Genomic DNA, 16,957 nt, shown 5'->3' with positions numbered 1-16,957 from the left:
AAAACGATTCATGCCAAACCCTAAAGCTCGCCCAATAATTTCAGAATAACTTTTGCAACGCTTATGCCAAATATAAAATTCATATTTATCAATAATTTAAATTTATAGTGGTTTATAGAGTTAGCGAATTAACAAACTATATGGTCAAATTGGCTATCATAATTTCAGATATGCGCTAAAGGAGATCGAATGAAAAGCCAGCAGCAACTGACACCTATTGCTTTCATTCGTACGCCTTTTCCTGAAAAATTTAGTGTTCCCCGGCAACCCGGCCTGGTTCCGGCGGCAATTGCCACCATAGAACTGGTTGGCGACTATGAACACGCTCAGGCTATTCAGGGCATTGAGCAGTTCTCGCATCTCTGGTTAACCTTTGAGTTCCATCAGCACAACTCATGGCAAGAGCGCGTGCGGCCTCCCCGACTTGGCGGAAATGAACAGCTGGGAGTATTTGCCACTCGTTCACCGTTTAGGCCAAACCAACTGGGGTTATCAGTCGTTGAATTACTTTCGGTACAAACCGAACCTAAAGTTGTATTAACGGTTCGCGGGGCAGATTTAGTGGATAACACGCCTGTGGTCGATATAAAGCCGTATATTCCTTATGTTGATGCCATTCCTGACGCTTATGCGGGGTTTGCTCAGGAAAAGCCAGAGCAGAACCTCGATGTCAAGTTTTCACAGGCCGCAGCGACCACTCTTAATTCGGAAATTTCACAATATCCTGAACTTAAAACATTGATTACTGAAGTTCTGCGTCAGGACCCAAGACCCGCCTATCACAAGGCGCAACCAGAGCCGAGACGTTACGGTACTGCGCTCTTAAGCTATAATATTCGCTGGTATGTAAGACAAAACACCGTTTTTGTTGAAGAAATCTCATTAAAACAACCGTAAAAGGCTTTTGGGCTGAGTCAGACACTGCTAAACTTCGCTCTAGTTTTTGACCACTATAATTTGCAGAGATGCCGGACTATGCGCAGCAGCCAATATTTATTATCAACGCTTAAAGAAATACCGTCTGACGCTGAGATCGTGAGTCATCAGTTAATGCTGCGGGCAGGCATGGTCCGTAAGGTCGCTGCCGGCCTTTATACCTGGACTCCCACCGGCTTACGTGTACTGCGTAAAGTTGAAAACATTGTCCGTGAGGAAATGGAAGCCATTAATGCATTGGAAATTGTAATGCCTATGGTGCAGCCGGCTGATCTTTGGCAGGAATCCGGACGCTGGGATGACTACGGTCCTGAATTATTGCGCATAAAAGATCGCAATCAACGTGACTTTTTACTGGGTCCGACCCATGAAGAAATTATCAGTCAGTTGGTACGCAAAGAAGTCAGTAGCTATAAGCAATTGCCGTTAACCTTGTTCCAAATTCAGACCAAGTTCCGTGATGAAATCCGCCCTCGTTTCGGCGTTATGCGTGCGCGTGAATTTATGATGAAAGACGCCTACTCGTTTCATCTGACGGATGAATCTCTGCAAAAAACATACGATGATATGTATAAAGCGTATAGCCGTATTTTTGAACGACTGGGCTTAGACTACCGGCCGGTTATTGCTGATACAGGCTCTATTGGCGGAAGTCATTCGCACGAGTTTCATGTACTGGCGAGTTCTGGTGAGGACGCTATCGCGTTTTCCGACTCCTCCGATTATGCCGCCAACGTTGAGATGGCCGAAGCACTGGCTCCTCCCGGCGAGCGCGCTGGAGCCAGTCAAAAGATCGAACAGCATCAGGTTCATGGCGACGAGTTAGCCGCCGTATTGCAACCTTTGTCAGTTGAAAGCCAACAGGCAATCAAATCGATTATTGTGAAAGCATCCAACGAAATTGAAGCGGAATATGTTCAGCTTGTTCTTCGAGCTGACCACGAATTGAATACGGTCAAAGCTGAAAAGCTTACTCAAGTTGCAGCGCCGCTGGAAGTACTGACACAGACTGAGAAAGCGACTGGTATTGAAGCCCCCTACCTTGGCGTAGTAAAAGCTAAATTGCCGTTGTTGGTTGATCACAGCGCCGCTCACCTTGCCGACTTTGCCTGTGGGGCCAATGAAAACGGTCAGTGGTTAACAGGCGTAAACTGGCAACGCGATACCAATGCCTTTAGCGCCGTCGACATTCGCAATGTCGTCGAGGGTGATCCAAGCCCTTGCGGCCAGGGCAAAGTGAAAATTGCCCGGGGCATTGAAGTCGGCCACATTTTCCAGTTGGGTAAAAAATACAGTGAAGCCATGAAGGTTGGCGTGCTGTCTGAAACCGGTAAACACGAAACCTTAACCATGGGTTGCTACGGTATTGGCGTTTCGCGAATTGTCGCAGCGGCTATTGAGCAGAATAACGACGAACGCGGTATTTGCTGGCCAGAAGCCCTGGCGCCTTTCCAGGTAGCCATTGTGCCTATGAATATGCACAAGTCAGCGCGCGTTCAGGAAGCCGCTGAAAAGCTTTATAACAATTTAAAAGCTGAAGGTATTGATGTGCTTTTTGATGACCGTAAAGAGCGTCCGGGAGTCATGTTTACCGACATGGAGTTAATCGGCATTCCACATCAGGTGGTTATTGGGGAACGCAACTTAGACCAAAACCAGGTTGAATATCAAAGTCGAAGAGGCGGAGCAAAGCAAAAAATTGGTCTCGATGAGTGTGTCAGCTTTGTGCAACAACAACTTTGATCAGTCACAAGTAAAAAAGGGCCTGATAGACTTTCTATCAGGCCCTTTTTTTATCGCCTCAGCTTATCGCCTTAATAACAGTTTAAGATTCCTGTCCCGCTAAAGGCTCAATGTAATGTAAATGCATATCCCAGGGGAAATGAATCCAGGTATCCTGAGCTAAATCAGCCACAAAATCATCAACCAATTCCATTCCGGCGGGTTTTGCATAAACCGTAACGAATTTCGCTTTTGGCAGGCGGTCACGTAGAAACTTCAAGGTGTTGCCCGTATCAACCAAGTCATCTACCACCAAAAAGCCGTCGCCATCGGTTGTTGCAGACACATCTTTCATTACCTGCAAGTCGTCACGCTGCTCCGTATGATCATATGAACTCACGGCAATACAGTCGACAACACGAACATTCAGTTCGCGAGCTATAATAGCGGCCGGTACCAACCCCCCGCGGCTAACAGCAATAATGCCTTTATACTGCTCAGCGGGTAATTGTCGGCGTGCTAATTCGCGTGTCGCGCGGTGCAACTCTTCCCATGATACAAAAAACTCGCGGTTTGAATGCCATCCCATAATTTCTTTACCCTAACCAAATAAATTTTGCGACAAAAAGTGCGCCTAAAAAAATCACGCTGGGTGTTAAATCCTGATAGCGCCCGCCAAGGAACTTCACCACAACGTAACTAATAAAACCTAACGCGATACCATCTGCGATTGAGAATGTCAGTGGTGTCATCAGTAAAACAACGGCAACCGGTGCTGCTTCGGTAATATCGTCCCACTTCACGTCTTTCAGCGTAAACAACATTAGCACCGCAACATAGATAATCGCCCCAGCTGTTGCGTAAGCCGGGATCATACCAGCCAACGGCGCAAAGAACATCGCCAATAAAAATAAAAGACCAACAACCACCGCTGCCAGCCCAGTTTTACCTCCCGACGCCACACCTGCCGCAGACTCAATGTAACTGGTTGTCGTCGAAGTGCCCAGCATAGAGCCAGCAACTGTTGCCGTGCTGTCCGCCATTAACGCTCTATTCAGACGCGGCATTTCGCCATTAGCTTTTGCCAGGCCAGCCTTTTGCGCAACGGCCAGCAAAGTACCCGAAGTATCAAACAAATCGACAAACAAAAACGCAAAAATAACCGATAACATGCCAACATCGAATGCCGCGGACAAGTCCATCTGCATAAAGGTCGGTGCCAGACTTGGCGGTGCTGACACAATACCCTTGTATTCCACTAAGCCGGTCGCCCAGGCAATTAGCGTTACCAGCAAAATACTGATTAGCGCCGCGCCCTGAACCTGACGGGCAACCAAACCAATAATCAGAAAAAAGCCTGCTGCCGCAAGCAACACTGAAGGCTCTGAAAGCGAACCTAAGGTCACCATGGTGGCGTCATTGGCAACAATAATATTGGCGTTTTGCAAACCAATAAGAGCTAGAAAGGCACCAATACCAGCAGCAATAGCCAAGCGCAATGTGGTCGGAATAGACTTTATTATCCACTCACGAATACGAAACGCTGACAATAAAAAGAATAAGCAGCCGGAGAAAAACACAGCGCCTAAAGCGGTCTGCCAAGTGTAGCCCATGCTAAAAACGACGGTGTAAGTGAAAAACGCGTTCAATCCCATTCCCGGCGCCAGCGCCACCGGGTAGTTCGCCCACAGCCCCATAATCAAGCAGCCAATAGCCGCTGCCAAGCAGGTAGCGACGAATACGGCGCCATAATCCATACCTGTCTCACTTAAAATAGACGGGTTAACGAAGATAATATAAGCCATGGTGAGAAAGGTTGTTAGCCCTCCGATAACCTCAGACTTAACCGAACTACCGTTTGCTTTAATCGAAAACAGCTTTTCCAGCATGAGAAACCTTTAAAGTTTGGCATTGTGGTTACGAGGCAGGTATTTTATCCTAATTACTTTAAAATTTATTGCTCACTTTTTATTTTTTAACAGGATACAGAATTTATCATGCCAACCGTTAACTTCATCGATGCCGATGGCAACCAGTTTGAAGCCACCGTCGACTCAGGAACCAACGTTATGGAAGCCGCTGTTGAGAATTTTATAGACGGTATTATTGGAGAGTGTGGTGGGGTCATGTCATGTGCCACCTGTCATTGTTACATTCCTAAGGAATGGCAGGAAAAGCTTCCTGCTCCGTCAGAGCAAGAAGAAGACATGATAGACATGGTATTAGAGCCGCAGGACAACAGCCGTTTAAGCTGTCAGATAGAAGTAACTGACGAGCTCGATGGATTGGTTGTGCATATGCCGAAAACTCAGTTTTAAGCGACACTTTAGTTATTTTACGGCTGCCACCGGCATAAGAACTTCGTCGTGGTAGCCGGTAATGACACGAATAGTACCTGACAGTTCACTGTCCAGCTCAGAATCTCCCGTATCGACCCTCAGCGGCTTATGATTCAATGACTGCAGCTTGGTTTTTGTCGCAACCACCCAAATATTATCTTTACCAATATGTCGAATTATTCGTGGGCTTAACTGCTGGTTACCGCGACCCAATAAATGCCCCTGGCCGCCAATGAGCGTTATTACCAGTTTTACGCTTCCGGTTTCATGCTGACTAACGGCTTTGTAGAGATCGTTCTCGGTTAGATCACTGGCTAATAAGTTGTATTGTTGAACTAAGTCAACACCCAGCAAGGTATTGTCATGCCCCATGGCCTGCATAACGGCCTCTGCTGTAGAACCGGACCCCATTACCAGTAGTTCACTATCGCTTCGCTCAATCACTTCCGCGGCTATGTCATCCAGAACCATTTCATCGCTTTCTTTACCGCCCATTTTAACCGCCTGAACATATTCCAGTTCGGCCGGCACTGACATTTCACCGAAGCGTCTGGCTTTCACCGTTCCTTTCCTAAAAGCTTTTTCATCAATATCCATCACGTCAGCATTACGGATACTGGACAGTTCGCCCTGAAGAATTTTCTCAATCACTCTTCCGGCGGCAGTTGGACTAATAGCGTACACACCCGAATGAATTTTCACCCCGGCCGGTATACCCAATACCAATTGCTGTTCAGGTACAACCTGATAAATATCACGAGCAGTACCGTCACCACCGGCAAATAACAGAATATCCACTTTATGAGTGACAATTGCGGCGACTGCTTTTTTAGTGTCTTCCGGTGAAGATGGCTGTTTTGGGGCGGTATACACCGAATCGAATGAGAACCCCATGAGGTTTAGGCTATCGGCTCCCATTTCATCGGCAGCAGTAATAAAGTGCAATTGGTCTTTATACGATTCAAGCAGCTTTAACGTGGTTTCTGCCCTTTTACCCGCTTTCTTCTCAGCTCCGGCAGATAATGCTTTTTCACGAATATCGGCACCATCGCTTCCTTTTAACGCTAAGGCGCCGCCAATACCCGCATACGGGTTAATAACAAAACCAACGGTCAGTTTACTGCTTACATCCATTATTCGTCGTTACCCTCATGCTGAATAGCTTACAAATTTATGGCTTGGCGGTCAGGCCAGCTGCAATTAAACTCGTGACAAAGCGCTTTGGCAAACCTTACTGCACGCGTTGGTAACGAATTATTTTCCAATAGTTGAAATAACTGCTCTGCGACCTTAGCCGCAAAAGCATGGCGATCAACTTCTACCCCATTCAAATTATCCACGCTAACCTGAAACGGAAATCCACAACACAATGAGAACAGCCACTCCAATGCCTGAGGTTTTCGCTCTACTTGCTCAAAGAATTTTTGCTGCTCATGGTTCCGCCCATCGGGTTCGTACCAATAACCATAGTCAAATTGTTCTCGGCGGGCTTCTCCGGCGATGCACCAATGCGCCGTTTCGTGCAATGCCGAGGCAAAAAATCCATGAGCAAAAACTATCTGATTCAGCTCATTCAGCTGGTTCGCCGGCTGATAATACGGTTCATCCTCGCCCGGAACCAGCACCGTGTTGTAATCTTCTTTAAAGCAGCGCTCAAACACCTCAATTAAACGCTGATAATGGTGTTCTGACGTCTGATGCATACCCGTTAACGACTGATATCCGGTGTTTCAGTTTGGGCTGATACATTGTGTGCCCGCTGACGTAACCAGTGGTCCGCTAAAACTAAACGGGTCATGGCTTCCACTATAGGAACCGCCCTAATACCAACACAGGGGTCATGGCGCCCTTTTGTAACAATGGCCTGCTCTTTGCCCCACCGGTCAATAGTGCGTCCAGTGGTGGCTATGCTGGAGGTTGGCTTTAAGGCTATATCCGCAACAACAGGCTGACCACTACTAATGCCGCCTAACACACCACCAGCATGGTTCGATAAAAAACCCTCGGGTGTCATTTCATCACGGTGCTCACTGCCCCGCTGGCTAACCACGTCAAAACCATCACCAATACTGACCGCTTTTACCGCATTAATGCTCATTAACGCTTTGGCTAAATCAGCATCCAGCCGGTCAAATACCGGTTCACCCCAGCCCGGCGGTACGCCTGTGGCCTGCACCCGAATTTTAGCGCCAACCGAGTCGCCTTCTTTTTTCAACTGACGAATGAGGTTCTGCATAGCTTCCACCGCATTAGCATCGCCACAGAAAAGTTCGTTTTCGCGTACCTGCTGCCAATCAATGTTATTAGCGAGAACCGAGCCCATTTGTGTCAACGCAGCCTGAACGACGATGCCCTGTTGTTGTAGTAATTTATTTGCGATGGCACCGGCAGCTACTCGCATAGCAGTCTCCCGCGCCGACGAACGACCACCACCACGATAATCACGCACGCCATACTTGTGCTGGTAGGTGTAATCGGCGTGGCCCGGTCGGAAAGTGTCTTTGATAGACGAGTAGTCCTGGCTGCGTTGATCGGTATTTTCAATCAACAAACCAATGGGGGTTCCGGTTGTCACGCCTTCAAAAACACCTGAAAGGATCTTAACCTGATCAGCCTCACGGCGCGCCGTGGTATAACGGTTTTGCCCAGGTTTGCGGCGGTCCAGCGCTTCTTGCAAATCGGTTTCGCTAAGTTCCAGCCCTGCCGGGCAGCCATCCACAACAGCGCCCAGTGACGGCCCGTGACTTTCACCAAAAGTGGTTACCTTAAATAACTGCCCAAAACTGTTTCCCGGCATTAGCCCGCCTTAGTTTCACGTTGTTTATGTTCAATAAGCTGTTCTTGTGTCAGCAGGAAGACCCCGTCACCACCGTTTGCAAATTCAAGCCAGGTGAACGGCGTACGCGGGTATTTTTCAGCGAGTGCCGGCATGGAATTACCGACTTCACACACCAATAAACCGCCTTCATTTAACAAGTCAGCGGCCTGCAGCAACATTTTATCCACTAAAATCAGGCCATCCTCGCCGGCGGCTAAACCCAATTCTGGTTCATGGTGATATTCCGACGGTAAATCGATCATATCTTCCGCGTCAACATAAGGCGGATTGCTGACAATTAAGTCGTACTTCTGTGCTTTTACCGCATCGAATAAATCAGACTGAATTGGCGTTACCTGATGCGTTAACCCATGTTGCTCAATATTAAACTCAGCGACTTCCAGTGCTTCGGTCGAAATATCCAGCGCATCCACTTCGGCCTCAGGGAACGCGTAAGCACAAGCAATAGCAATACAGCCGCCGCCGGTGCATAAGTCCAGCACACGATGAGGTTGCTGCGTCAACCACGGCTGAAAACCGTTTTCAACCAACTCAGCAATTGGCGAACGCGGCACCAGCACTCGTCCATCAACATAAAATGGCAGGCCGGCAAACCAAGCCTGGTGGGTCAGGTAAGCAGCGGGTATCCGCTGCTCGACACGTTGCTTTAATAACTCAATAAACTCATGCTTTTCAGTACTCAGCAATCGGCAATGTCCCATATCAGCTAATTGTGCGGTACTAAGCTGCAAAACGTAACTTAACAACGCCCGCGCTTCATCAATCGGATTATCGGTGCCATGGCCGTAGTAGACATCGGACTGGTTCAGCTGAGTCACGCTCCAGCGGATAATATCGTCAATGTTCACGAGTTCCTGAATAGCTTGTTCATGATTACGCATTTGCAAAGGCTGTCTCCCGACCACTGAATGTTCTATACTGCATAAACTTAATGCCTTAAAGATACCTTAATTCAGCGCGGTTTTCATCAATCATGGTTGTAAAGAAACATCAGTCCTGCTCACTTTCTGAAGACGATATCGAGCTTTTCCGTGAAGCTGCGAAAGGCGCTGCGCGTATTAAACAGGATAAACGACCGCCAGAGCCACCGAAAATTGCTGAACTGCGCAAACGCCGGCAACTGTCGCAACACCCCAGCGCGCAGCAAATAGCCGATGCCAGCCGTTCGGCCAGTCATTATTTTTCCGATGATTTTGAAGCGCATTTTGGTGAAGGCCCGGTACGTTTTGCTGCCGACGGTGAGTCTGCTTACGTAGTGAAGCAACTGCGTCGCGGGGACTACACCCCTGAACTGCTACTGGATTTGCACGGCATGACCTTAGCCACGGCACGTCAGGAACTGGCCGCCTTATTACTGGCGTGTGAACGCGAACACATTGACTGCTGTTGCATTATGCACGGGCATGGCAGTGGTAAGCTAAAGCGGCAATTACCGCACTGGCTGGTGCAACACCCGCATATTCGGGCGTTTCATCAGGCGCCGCTGGAATGGGGTGGCGGCGCCTCGCTACTGGTTCTGCTGAAAGTGGCAAGCTAATTGGTTAACCCGCACAAAGCTCGGCTATCAGTAACTGCTTAAACTTTCCACTCAAGGTGTCCGGCGAAAAATCAATAACCGCAATACCGGCAGTGGGGAAAATCGGTGGTTGTACACTGGCATCCAGCTCGTGCACTAAGTAACTGACCAGCGGCATGTGCGACACTAACACCACACTTTCAAAATTATGTTCCTGAATTTCTGCGGCAAGCCAGCTGACAACCGAAGCCGCATGACCGTCGGGCGTAATATCATCACAGTCCTGACGTTTCTTGGTTTTCAGGTGCGATAACAAAATAGATGCTGTTTGTTGAGCGCGCAAATACGGGCTCACGTAAACGCAATCAACCTTCGGCTGTTTGTCTGTCAGCCAATTCGCTGTGGTCATTATTTCACGCTCACCATTGGTCGTTAAACGGCGCTCGCGATCAGAATAACTGCCCTGTGGGTAGCTTGCTTCACCATGACGCATAATGTACAACTTCATTCTGGCTTAGACTCCTCAGCCTGCGGTCTGCTATTTGCGCCCGGCCGGCCACCGGTTACCCGATTTGCCCGACCCGACTGCTTAGCTGCCTCCGCACGGCGTTTACGTACGGCTTTAGGATCAGCAATTAACGGACGATAAATTTCAATACGGTCGCCGTCTCTTGGTTGCGCATTTAATTTCACCGTCTTATTCCAGATACCCACTTTTTGCTGCTCAAGATCAATTTCCGGAAAGAGCTCGAACACAGCCGATAGTTTGATGCATTCTTCTACTGTTGCGCCCTCTTGCGGATGCACTGATAACAACACTTGTTTTTCGGGCGTAGCATAGGCTATCTCAACCGTTAACTTATTACCCATGCTGGTCGCCATATACCTGCTCAGCCCGTTTAACAAAGGCATCGACCATACGCGAAGTGACTTCGCTAAATATTTTGCCAAATGCCATGCCTAAAAAACGGCTCGAAAATTCAAAGTCCAGCTTGAGTTCTACTTTACAGGCATCTTCCCCCAATGGGGTAAATACCCAGCCTCCGGTTAACTTTTTAAAGGGGCCGTCGACTAAATCCATATCAATACGTTCGGGTTCATGCAGCGTATTGCGAGTCGTAAATGTTTTGCTGATACCGGCCTTACTAATATCTAATGCCGCTACTTTTTGCTGACCGGATGACTCCAGCACGCGCGACGCTGCGCATCCGGGGACAAAATCCGGGTAAGTTTCAACATGGTTAACGAGATCAAACATTTGTTTGGCGCTGTACGAAACTAAGGCACTTTTTTGGATACTGGGCATTTTTTTCCCTACAACTAAAATCAACCGCGCAATAATAACGCAACCAGAAACGCTTTGAAGCCCTTAAAGCAATTTTCTTTTCAGTGCGCATAGGTATAATGGCAGCTATGAGTAAAAAGAAACCACAACAATCGTCCAATACCATCGCTCGTAATAAAAAAGCGCGGCATGAATACTTCCTTGAAGACAAGTTTGAGGCAGGTGTCAGTTTGCAGGGCTGGGAAATTAAGAGCATACGCGCTGGCAAGGTCAACCTGAGCGACAGCTACGTCATTATTAAAAACGGCGAAGCTTACCTGCTGGGTGCCGAAATTCAGTCACTGAACCAGGCCTCTTCCCACGTTTATTGCGAGCCAGACCGCAGCCGTAAGCTGCTGCTGAAGCGCCGCGAGCTGGATAAGCTCATTGGCGCCTCAGAGCGTGAAGGTTATTCCATTGTCGCCACCGCCATGTACTGGAAAGGCCCGTGGGCAAAACTGGAAATTTATTTGGCCCGGGGTAAAAAGTCACACGATAAACGCGACACCATTAAAGAGCGCGACTGGCAACGCCAGAAGGCTCGGATAATGAAGCATTCGGTGCGTTAACAGGCCTCGCCAGAGGCCGTTGGCACTTCACTTGCGCTTCTGGTTAACACACCAGTCAAAGCAATGTGGCCACCTATGGTAACTGCGTTTATCCACTAAGGAACTATTCTCTGTTAATCGTGATAACCGCTGTCGGTGTCAACTTTTCCGCGGAACACCCAGTAGGTGTAACCGGTGTAAGCGAAGATCATCGGTAGCAGGAACACTGCGCCAACCAGCAGGAATTTCAGGCTGTTGTCCGGAGCGGCCGCTTCCCACAAGGTAATGCTGCGCGGAACCAGGTACGGGAAAATACTGACCGAAAAGCCGGTGTACGCCAGCAGGAACATTCCCAGCCCCCACAGGTAGGGGCGTCCTTCCTGTTTTTTGTGCAGTGAGCGCAACAGGCCAATGGTCATCACCACCAGCAGTACCGGCAGCACCCACAGGCCGACGGAAGCCGGATACGTAAACCAGCGCTCGGCAATAAATTTATCCACATAAGGCAAATACAGGCTCACAAAGGCAATGCAGGCCACCAGCAGGATGGTGGTGTACCAGCCCGCCCGGTAGCTTTGCCGTTGTAAGTCCCCATTGGTTTTCATCACCAGCCAGGTGGCGCCCAGCATCATGTAACCGATAACCACCGCCACGCCGCAGAAAATGGTGAAAGGTGTCAGCCAGTCGAACCAACCGCCGGAGTATGCCCGCTCAGTCACCTGAATGCCCTGCAGCATGGCACCCAGCATAATGCCCTGACTCATGGCCGCTATCAGCGAGCCGGTAATAAAAGACACGTCCCAGATGCCTTTGGCGCGTTTGGTTTTAAAGCGGTATTCAAAGGCGACACCGCGAAAGATGAGCCCCAGCAGCATGGCAATAACCGGCATATACAACGCCGGTAATAAGACTGAGTACGCCAGCGGAAAGACCGCCAGCAAACCACCGCCGCCCAGCACTAACCAGGTTTCGTTACCGTCCCAGACCGGTGCCACGGTATTCATCATCACATCGCGGTCTTCTTCTTTTTTAAACCAGGGAAACAGCAGTGCGATGCCTAAGTCAAAGCCATCCAGTGCAACGTAAGCAAAAACCGCAACGGAAATCAGTATCGCCCAAATCAGTGCGTAATCCATAGCTTAGGCCTCCTCGTCGTAGATGCGCTCAGCGGCCATGGTCGGCTGATGCTTCGCGTGCTCCGGAATGTGAACCTGCTCCGGGTTTCCTGCCATTTTGCGCAGAATGTAGAAGGTACCAGCACCGAATACTAAGAAATACACCACAATAAAGGCAATTAAGCTGCCGGCCACACCGGCCCGGTCTATGGGCGATGCCGCATCGGCGGTGCGCAGCAGGCCATACACCACCCACGGCTGCCGCCCAACTTCGGTCACTATCCAGCCGGCGATAACCGCCACAAAGCCCATCGGCCCCATGAACAGGCTGAAGCGCAATAACAAGCTGTTGTCGTACAGTTTACCGCGCAGGCGCTGGAGTCCGGACCACAGCCCGGCCAGTACCATTAAAAAGCCAACTCCAACCATGATGCGGAAGGACCAGAATACCGTTGCCACCGGCGGCCAGTCCTCTTTAGGGAACTGGTCAAGCCCGGTTACCTCGGCGTTGATGTCATGCTTCAGAATAATACTGGCAAGACCGGGAACCTTCAGCGCGTAATCCACTTCAGCGGTTTCCTGATTGGGCAGGCCGAATAAATACAGCGGTGCCCGTGACTCTGTATGGAAATGCCCTTCCATGGCAGCCACTTTGGTGGGCTGGTGCTCCTGCGTATTCAGGCCGTGAAAATCCCCCACCAACACCTGCAGCGGCGCAACAATGAGCGCCATCCACATAGCCATGGAGAACATTTTACGGGCTGCTGCATTGGTTTTATCTTTCAGCAAATGCCAGGCGCCCACGGCACCGACCACAAAGGCCACCGTTAAATAAGCCGCCAGCAGCATGTGCGCCAGCCGATACGGGAAGGAAGGGTTAAACACCACTTCAAACCAGTCAGTCACCACAAATTGACCCACGTCGTTCATAGCGTAACCCGCGGGGGTCTGCATCCAGCTGTTGACTGACAATATCCAGAAAGCAGAAATGGCAGTACCCACAGCCACCATTAAGGTGGCGAAAAAGTGCAGTTTTTCGCCTACTTTGTTCATCCCAAACAGCATCACGCCAAGGAACCCGGCCTCCAGGAAGAACGCGGTTAATACTTCGTAACCCATTAAAGGCCCAATAACCGGGCCGGCTTTGTCTGAAAACACCGACCAGTTGGTGCCAAACTGATAGCTCATAACAATGCCGGAGACCACGCCCATACCAAAGGCTACCGCGAAAATCTTAACCCAGTAACGGAACAGCTTTTGATAAACGGGATTTCGAGTCTTTAAGTAGAGACCTTCCAGAACCGCCAAATAACTGGCCACACCGATAGTAAAGGCAGGAAAAATAATGTGAAACGCAATAGTAAATGCGAACTGAAAGCGCGCCAGAAACAATGCGTCAAAACTTTCGAACATGGTGACCTCTCTTAACTACTGTTTGTTCTAACTTTTGTATTTAAAAACAAAAATAAGAGGAAAAGCGAATAGTTATTACCCTGAATAGAACATCGTTTCGTGGACCTCTGTTTCTTCAGACTCCCGGGACTCAATGACGAAATCGAAGTGTGAAATGGTGGCCTCAGGCTCGTCTTCTGTGGTTAATGTCAGTACAAAACTTCTTTTCTCGCCGGGACCGACAGTAAAAGGACCGTTTTCTGAGAGTTGCGCGCTTTTCAGCCCGGAAGCGGTTACATCAAAGTTTTTTACATAGCTGGATTTATTCAGCAGTGTTACTGTGTAAGTGTTTTCAAGCAGCCCCTGGTTATTAATACGATACAGAGCCTGTCGGTCCCTTATCACACCCACCTCAAAACTTTGCCATGTCAGCATCCAGACAATAATTCCGGTAATGATAAATGCAGACACCACTCCGTATATCCACTGCCCACCGCCATTGCCGGCAGTTTCCTTTTCACTGCGAAAACTAATGAGTTCGCGGGCGTAGCCAAAGTTATCCATCACTTTATTGCAAGCATCCACACACAAGCCGCAGTTAATACACTCGTACTGCAGGCCATTTCGAATATCGATACCCGCCGGGCAAACTTGTACACAGAGTTTACAATCCACACAATCGCCAAGTTCAGAAGGCGAGCTGCCCCGTTTTCTGGGTCCACGATCTTCTCCCCGGGCGGCGTCATAGGTCACAAGCTTTGTACCGGAATCAAACATTGCCGACTGAAAGCGCGCGTAAGGGCACATATGCTGACACATTTTTTCACGCAGCCAGCCCGCGTTTCCGTAGGTGCAAGCCGCCAGAACAAGCACCCAGCCGTAAATCACACCTGTTGTTGAGAGGGTGAAAAAACCAGAATAAAGTTCTTTGACAGGAGTAAAATAGGACATAAACGTTAGCGCAGTCAGTAAAGCAACCGCCGCCCAGATGAAGTGCTTGAATCCTTTTTTAGCGACTTTTTCAACGCCCAGAGGCGCTTTATCTAGTGCTCTACTCTGGTTCGCTGTACCTTCAATGCGGCGCTCAATCCAGTTGAACATCAGCATCCATACTGTTTGCGGGCAAGTAAAACCACACCAGACCCGACCATAACGAACTGTTACAAAGAACAACGCAAACGCTGAGAGAATAAATATCAGGCTGAATATGATCAGATCTTGCGGAAACAGTTTAATGGAGAAGAAACGAAGCGTTTGCTGTGCAACATCGAACAAAATAGCCTGTTGTCCGTTGTATTGAATAAAGGGAATACAAACAAAAAGAAGCATTAAGAACACGTTCAGGTACCGGCGATTACGCTGATACTTGCCTTTTTCTTCTTTTACGTAGATTTTCCCATCTGGCACACCCGTCTGAAAAATCACATCCTTTTTTGAAACCTGCTTAACAGTCACCGTTATCACTCCGCACAAAACAACACAGCGCGATTCTAATGACTCTCGTTTTGTGAGGTAGATACAGAACGGTATTAAAAAGCTAGATCAGTCTGCAAAGGTTTGCATCACCCGCTCTCGCAGCTGCTGGCAGAAACTTTTTAATAGCAGCTGGTTAGCATCCGTTAATTCAAACGAGGCATTGATGCGTAAACAGTGATTAAACTCGTCACTTAAGGCAAACAGTTTTCCCGGAGCTAAGGTAATATTTTGTTCTAACGCCTGCCGATATAAGCTGGTTGTATCAACGTTGCCAGGGAATTCCAGCCATAAAAAATAGCCTCCGCTGTGATGATAAATTCTGGCAACATCCTGCAATTGTTGCTGCAAAAATTCATGCATTTTACGTTTACGGACAGCCAGTATTTTGCGTAATTCTTTCAGGTGTTTTTCGTAATTTTTCGTCGATAAATATTCAGCTAAAGACAACTGAACAGGAGCACTGGTTGCCAAAGTACTCATTAGCTGAATTTTCTGTACCTCAAGCGCTCGCTTGCCAGCGGCTACCCAACCAATGCGAAACCCCGCCACCAAAGACTTTGAAAAAGACGAACACAGCATAACCTTGTCGTCGTTATCAAATTGTTTAACCGCCAGCGGTGCCGCATCACCTTCATACAATTCGCTGTAGACATCATCCTCTATTAAAGCAACGTCATACTGTGTCAATAATTGAGACAACTGATACTTTTTACTGTCACTCAGCGAATAACCGACCGGATTTTGAAAATTCGACATCAGCCAGCAGGCTTTAACATCATAACTTTGAAACGCACGCTCAACAGATAACAAGTCCAGGCCATGCTCAGGATCAACCTCAACAGAAATAGCCTTCAGACCCAGCCTTTCTAAAGTCTGCATGGCACCATAAAACGCAGGCGCTTCAATGACGACCCAATCACCGGGTTTTGTCGTTACCTGTAAACTCAAACTCAGTGCTTCTAATGCCCCTGCGGTTATGACAATTTCATCGGGGGAAACGTTTATACCTCTGGCAGCATAACGCTTTGCAATAAGGTGACGTAACTCTGCATTTCCCGGTGGCAAATTATCCAGAGCTGTCATTAATGCGTTCTTTTTTGCGGCAGAGGCAACCGATTTATTGAGCTGATATCGAGGAGATAATGCCGGATCAGGATACGCAAACCCCAGACTTAACGTATGAACATCACGCGAAGCCTGAAGTACTTCAAAAACAAAGTCGTTCACACTAACGGCTTCAGTTGAACGAATAGAATTTAATTGCCTGCCGGACGGTTTTACTGATGCGGAAACGCTGTATCCCGAGCGCTCGCGCCCCACCAGAACCCCTTGAGACTCAAGCATTTGATAGGCGTGCAGCACTGTCATCAAGCTATAACCGGACTGTTCTGCTTGCTTTCTTAGTGAAGGCAGTTTTTCACCGGGTAACCAGATCCCTTTCTCAATTTGAGACCTGAGTTGCTCCGCTAACAATTCATACTTTCTCATGAAAAGCACCTTGATTTGTCACAGCTTACAATCATAACAGATTGCTTTTTTAACTGTTATGTAAAAGCAGCAAAAAAGCTCCTGACTTTAATTAAGCGATGTGACCGGCAATAGCAACCGCATTGATAGACTGAGGCCAAATGCCGGGAGTTGAGCGAACTGGCAAAAGGTCAGCCAAAACACGATTGAGGAGGCAAGGGCTTTGAATAGTGGCAATCCCTTTATGGTCAAACGTCTGTTACACTAACTGTTACTCGCAGTT

General features: G+C 48.4%; 18 protein-coding genes. 5 read left to right on the top strand and 13 right to left on the bottom strand.

What is annotated here, in order from left to right; genetic code table 11:
* The first annotated feature begins 189 nt into the window (after positions 1-189).
* A complete protein-coding gene (tsaA, locus tag L8G48_RS10680) occupies positions 190-897 on the top strand; it encodes a tRNA (N6-threonylcarbamoyladenosine(37)-N6)-methyltransferase TrmO (protein WP_248264591.1) in 708 nt (235 codons plus the stop codon).
* A 78-nt stretch (positions 898-975) separates the two neighbouring features.
* A complete protein-coding gene (locus L8G48_RS10675) occupies positions 976-2,679 on the top strand; it encodes a proline--tRNA ligase (protein WP_248264590.1) in 1,704 nt (567 codons plus the stop codon).
* A gap of 82 nt (positions 2,680-2,761) precedes the next feature.
* Here the strand turns inward: L8G48_RS10675 and gpt are convergent, their stop codons facing one another.
* Together gpt and L8G48_RS10665 are read right to left on the bottom strand one after the other, a co-directional pair.
* On the bottom strand, positions 2,762-3,247 hold the full coding sequence (gpt, locus tag L8G48_RS10670; protein ID WP_248264589.1) for a xanthine phosphoribosyltransferase: 486 nt from the start codon (positions 3,245-3,247) through the stop codon (positions 2,762-2,764).
* 7 nt (positions 3,248-3,254) lie between these two features.
* On the bottom strand, positions 3,255-4,547 hold the full coding sequence (locus tag L8G48_RS10665; protein ID WP_248264588.1) for an NCS2 family permease: 1,293 nt from the start codon (positions 4,545-4,547) through the stop codon (positions 3,255-3,257).
* A gap of 108 nt (positions 4,548-4,655) precedes the next feature.
* On the opposite strand from L8G48_RS10665, the gene L8G48_RS10660 reads away from it, so the two are divergent.
* Positions 4,656-4,976, top strand: coding sequence for a 2Fe-2S iron-sulfur cluster-binding protein (locus L8G48_RS10660; protein WP_248264587.1), 321 nt, complete (start codon positions 4,656-4,658; stop codon positions 4,974-4,976).
* A gap of 12 nt (positions 4,977-4,988) precedes the next feature.
* Here the strand turns inward: L8G48_RS10660 and L8G48_RS10655 are convergent, their stop codons facing one another.
* The 4 genes from L8G48_RS10655 to prmB are packed head-to-tail and all read right to left on the bottom strand — an operon-like array spanning position 4,989 to position 8,717.
* Positions 4,989-6,131: an ATP-NAD kinase family protein gene (locus tag L8G48_RS10655; protein ID WP_248264586.1), complete on the bottom strand. Its 1,143-nt coding sequence runs from the start codon at positions 6,129-6,131 to the stop codon at positions 4,989-4,991.
* 29 nt (positions 6,132-6,160) lie between these two features.
* The gene (locus L8G48_RS10650; RefSeq protein ID WP_248264585.1) at positions 6,161-6,700 is read right to left on the bottom strand and encodes an elongation factor P hydroxylase; all 540 of its coding nucleotides are present in this window, start codon (positions 6,698-6,700) and stop codon (positions 6,161-6,163) included.
* 5 nt (positions 6,701-6,705) lie between these two features.
* Positions 6,706-7,794 (bottom strand): chorismate synthase, encoded by a 1,089-nt coding sequence (gene aroC, locus L8G48_RS10645; protein ID WP_248264584.1) that lies wholly within the window; start codon positions 7,792-7,794, stop codon positions 6,706-6,708.
* Positions 7,794-8,717, bottom strand: coding sequence for a 50S ribosomal protein L3 N(5)-glutamine methyltransferase (gene prmB / locus L8G48_RS10640; protein ID WP_248264583.1), 924 nt, complete (start codon positions 8,715-8,717; stop codon positions 7,794-7,796). The genes aroC and prmB overlap by 1 nt, the downstream gene beginning before the upstream one ends.
* Positions 8,718-8,809: 92 nt before the next feature.
* Between prmB and smrB the strand changes: the two genes are divergently transcribed.
* Positions 8,810-9,373 carry an endonuclease SmrB gene (smrB, locus tag L8G48_RS10635; RefSeq protein ID WP_248264582.1) on the top strand — a complete coding sequence of 188 codons (564 nt, stop codon included), beginning with the start codon at positions 8,810-8,812 and terminating at the stop codon, positions 9,371-9,373.
* 4 nt (positions 9,374-9,377) lie between these two features.
* Here the strand turns inward: smrB and sixA are convergent, their stop codons facing one another.
* From sixA to L8G48_RS10620, 3 genes are read right to left on the bottom strand one after another with little or no spacing between them, the layout of a single operon-like run.
* Complete coding sequence (gene sixA, locus L8G48_RS10630; RefSeq protein WP_248264581.1) at positions 9,378-9,860, bottom strand: phosphohistidine phosphatase SixA; 483 nt, start codon at positions 9,858-9,860, stop codon at positions 9,378-9,380.
* A complete protein-coding gene (locus tag L8G48_RS10625; protein ID WP_248264580.1) occupies positions 9,857-10,222 on the bottom strand; it encodes an RnfH family protein in 366 nt (121 codons plus the stop codon). The genes sixA and L8G48_RS10625 overlap by 4 nt, the downstream gene beginning before the upstream one ends.
* Complete coding sequence (locus tag L8G48_RS10620; RefSeq protein ID WP_248264579.1) at positions 10,215-10,658, bottom strand: type II toxin-antitoxin system RatA family toxin; 444 nt, start codon at positions 10,656-10,658, stop codon at positions 10,215-10,217. The genes L8G48_RS10625 and L8G48_RS10620 overlap by 8 nt, the downstream gene beginning before the upstream one ends.
* 107 nt (positions 10,659-10,765) lie before the next feature.
* Between L8G48_RS10620 and smpB the strand changes: the two genes are divergently transcribed.
* Positions 10,766-11,245 (top strand): SsrA-binding protein SmpB, encoded by a 480-nt coding sequence (gene smpB / locus L8G48_RS10615; RefSeq protein ID WP_248264578.1) that lies wholly within the window; start codon positions 10,766-10,768, stop codon positions 11,243-11,245.
* Positions 11,246-11,358: 113 nt separating this feature from the next.
* Here the strand turns inward: smpB and cydB are convergent, their stop codons facing one another.
* The 4 genes from cydB to L8G48_RS10595 all read right to left on the bottom strand — a co-directional run bounded on the left by cydB (position 11,359) and on the right by L8G48_RS10595 (position 16,695).
* Positions 11,359-12,360 carry a cytochrome d ubiquinol oxidase subunit II gene (gene cydB, locus L8G48_RS10610; protein ID WP_248264577.1) on the bottom strand — a complete coding sequence of 334 codons (1,002 nt, stop codon included), beginning with the start codon at positions 12,358-12,360 and terminating at the stop codon, positions 11,359-11,361.
* 3 nt (positions 12,361-12,363) lie between these two features.
* On the bottom strand, positions 12,364-13,752 hold the full coding sequence (locus L8G48_RS10605) for a cytochrome ubiquinol oxidase subunit I (RefSeq protein ID WP_248264576.1): 1,389 nt from the start codon (positions 13,750-13,752) through the stop codon (positions 12,364-12,366).
* A gap of 75 nt (positions 13,753-13,827) precedes the next feature.
* Complete coding sequence (gene ccoG / locus L8G48_RS10600; protein ID WP_248264575.1) at positions 13,828-15,186, bottom strand: cytochrome c oxidase accessory protein CcoG; 1,359 nt, start codon at positions 15,184-15,186, stop codon at positions 13,828-13,830.
* 87 nt (positions 15,187-15,273) lie between these two features.
* Entirely contained in the window at positions 15,274-16,695 is a 1,422-nt protein-coding gene (locus L8G48_RS10595) for an aminotransferase-like domain-containing protein (RefSeq protein WP_248264574.1), read from the bottom strand.
* Positions 16,696-16,957 lie beyond the last annotated feature (262 nt).

This window comes from Idiomarina aminovorans (assembly GCF_023155095.1).
Taxonomy (GTDB): domain Bacteria; phylum Pseudomonadota; class Gammaproteobacteria; order Enterobacterales; family Alteromonadaceae; genus Idiomarina; species Idiomarina aminovorans.
Note: the sequence above shows the minus strand (reverse complement) of the source record. Positions and strands in the feature narration are given on the sequence as shown.

What these genes read in the sequence shown, in the direction of transcription:
- tsaA (WP_248264591.1), top strand. Translation starts at nt 190, where the DNA reads ATGAAAAGCCAGCAGCAACTGACACCTATTGCTTTCATTCGTACGCCT.
- L8G48_RS10675 (WP_248264590.1), top strand. Translation starts at nt 976, where the DNA reads ATGCGCAGCAGCCAATATTTATTATCAACGCTTAAAGAAATACCGTCT.
- gpt (WP_248264589.1), bottom strand. Translation starts at nt 3,247, where the DNA reads ATGGGATGGCATTCAAACCGCGAGTTTTTTGTATCATGGGAAGAGTTG.
- L8G48_RS10665 (WP_248264588.1), bottom strand. Translation starts at nt 4,547, where the DNA reads ATGCTGGAAAAGCTGTTTTCGATTAAAGCAAACGGTAGTTCGGTTAAG.
- L8G48_RS10660 (WP_248264587.1), top strand. Translation starts at nt 4,656, where the DNA reads ATGCCAACCGTTAACTTCATCGATGCCGATGGCAACCAGTTTGAAGCC.
- L8G48_RS10655 (WP_248264586.1), bottom strand. Translation starts at nt 6,131, where the DNA reads ATGGATGTAAGCAGTAAACTGACCGTTGGTTTTGTTATTAACCCGTAT.
- L8G48_RS10650 (WP_248264585.1), bottom strand. Translation starts at nt 6,700, where the DNA reads ATGCATCAGACGTCAGAACACCATTATCAGCGTTTAATTGAGGTGTTT.
- aroC (WP_248264584.1), bottom strand. Translation starts at nt 7,794, where the DNA reads ATGCCGGGAAACAGTTTTGGGCAGTTATTTAAGGTAACCACTTTTGGT.
- prmB (WP_248264583.1), bottom strand. Translation starts at nt 8,717, where the DNA reads ATGCGTAATCATGAACAAGCTATTCAGGAACTCGTGAACATTGACGAT.
- smrB (WP_248264582.1), top strand. Translation starts at nt 8,810, where the DNA reads ATGGTTGTAAAGAAACATCAGTCCTGCTCACTTTCTGAAGACGATATC.
- sixA (WP_248264581.1), bottom strand. Translation starts at nt 9,860, where the DNA reads ATGAAGTTGTACATTATGCGTCATGGTGAAGCAAGCTACCCACAGGGC.
- L8G48_RS10625 (WP_248264580.1), bottom strand. Translation starts at nt 10,222, where the DNA reads ATGGGTAATAAGTTAACGGTTGAGATAGCCTATGCTACGCCCGAAAAA.
- L8G48_RS10620 (WP_248264579.1), bottom strand. Translation starts at nt 10,658, where the DNA reads ATGCCCAGTATCCAAAAAAGTGCCTTAGTTTCGTACAGCGCCAAACAA.
- smpB (WP_248264578.1), top strand. Translation starts at nt 10,766, where the DNA reads ATGAGTAAAAAGAAACCACAACAATCGTCCAATACCATCGCTCGTAAT.
- cydB (WP_248264577.1), bottom strand. Translation starts at nt 12,360, where the DNA reads ATGGATTACGCACTGATTTGGGCGATACTGATTTCCGTTGCGGTTTTT.
- L8G48_RS10605 (WP_248264576.1), bottom strand. Translation starts at nt 13,752, where the DNA reads ATGTTCGAAAGTTTTGACGCATTGTTTCTGGCGCGCTTTCAGTTCGCA.
- L8G48_RS10595 (WP_248264574.1), bottom strand. Translation starts at nt 16,695, where the DNA reads ATGAGAAAGTATGAATTGTTAGCGGAGCAACTCAGGTCTCAAATTGAG.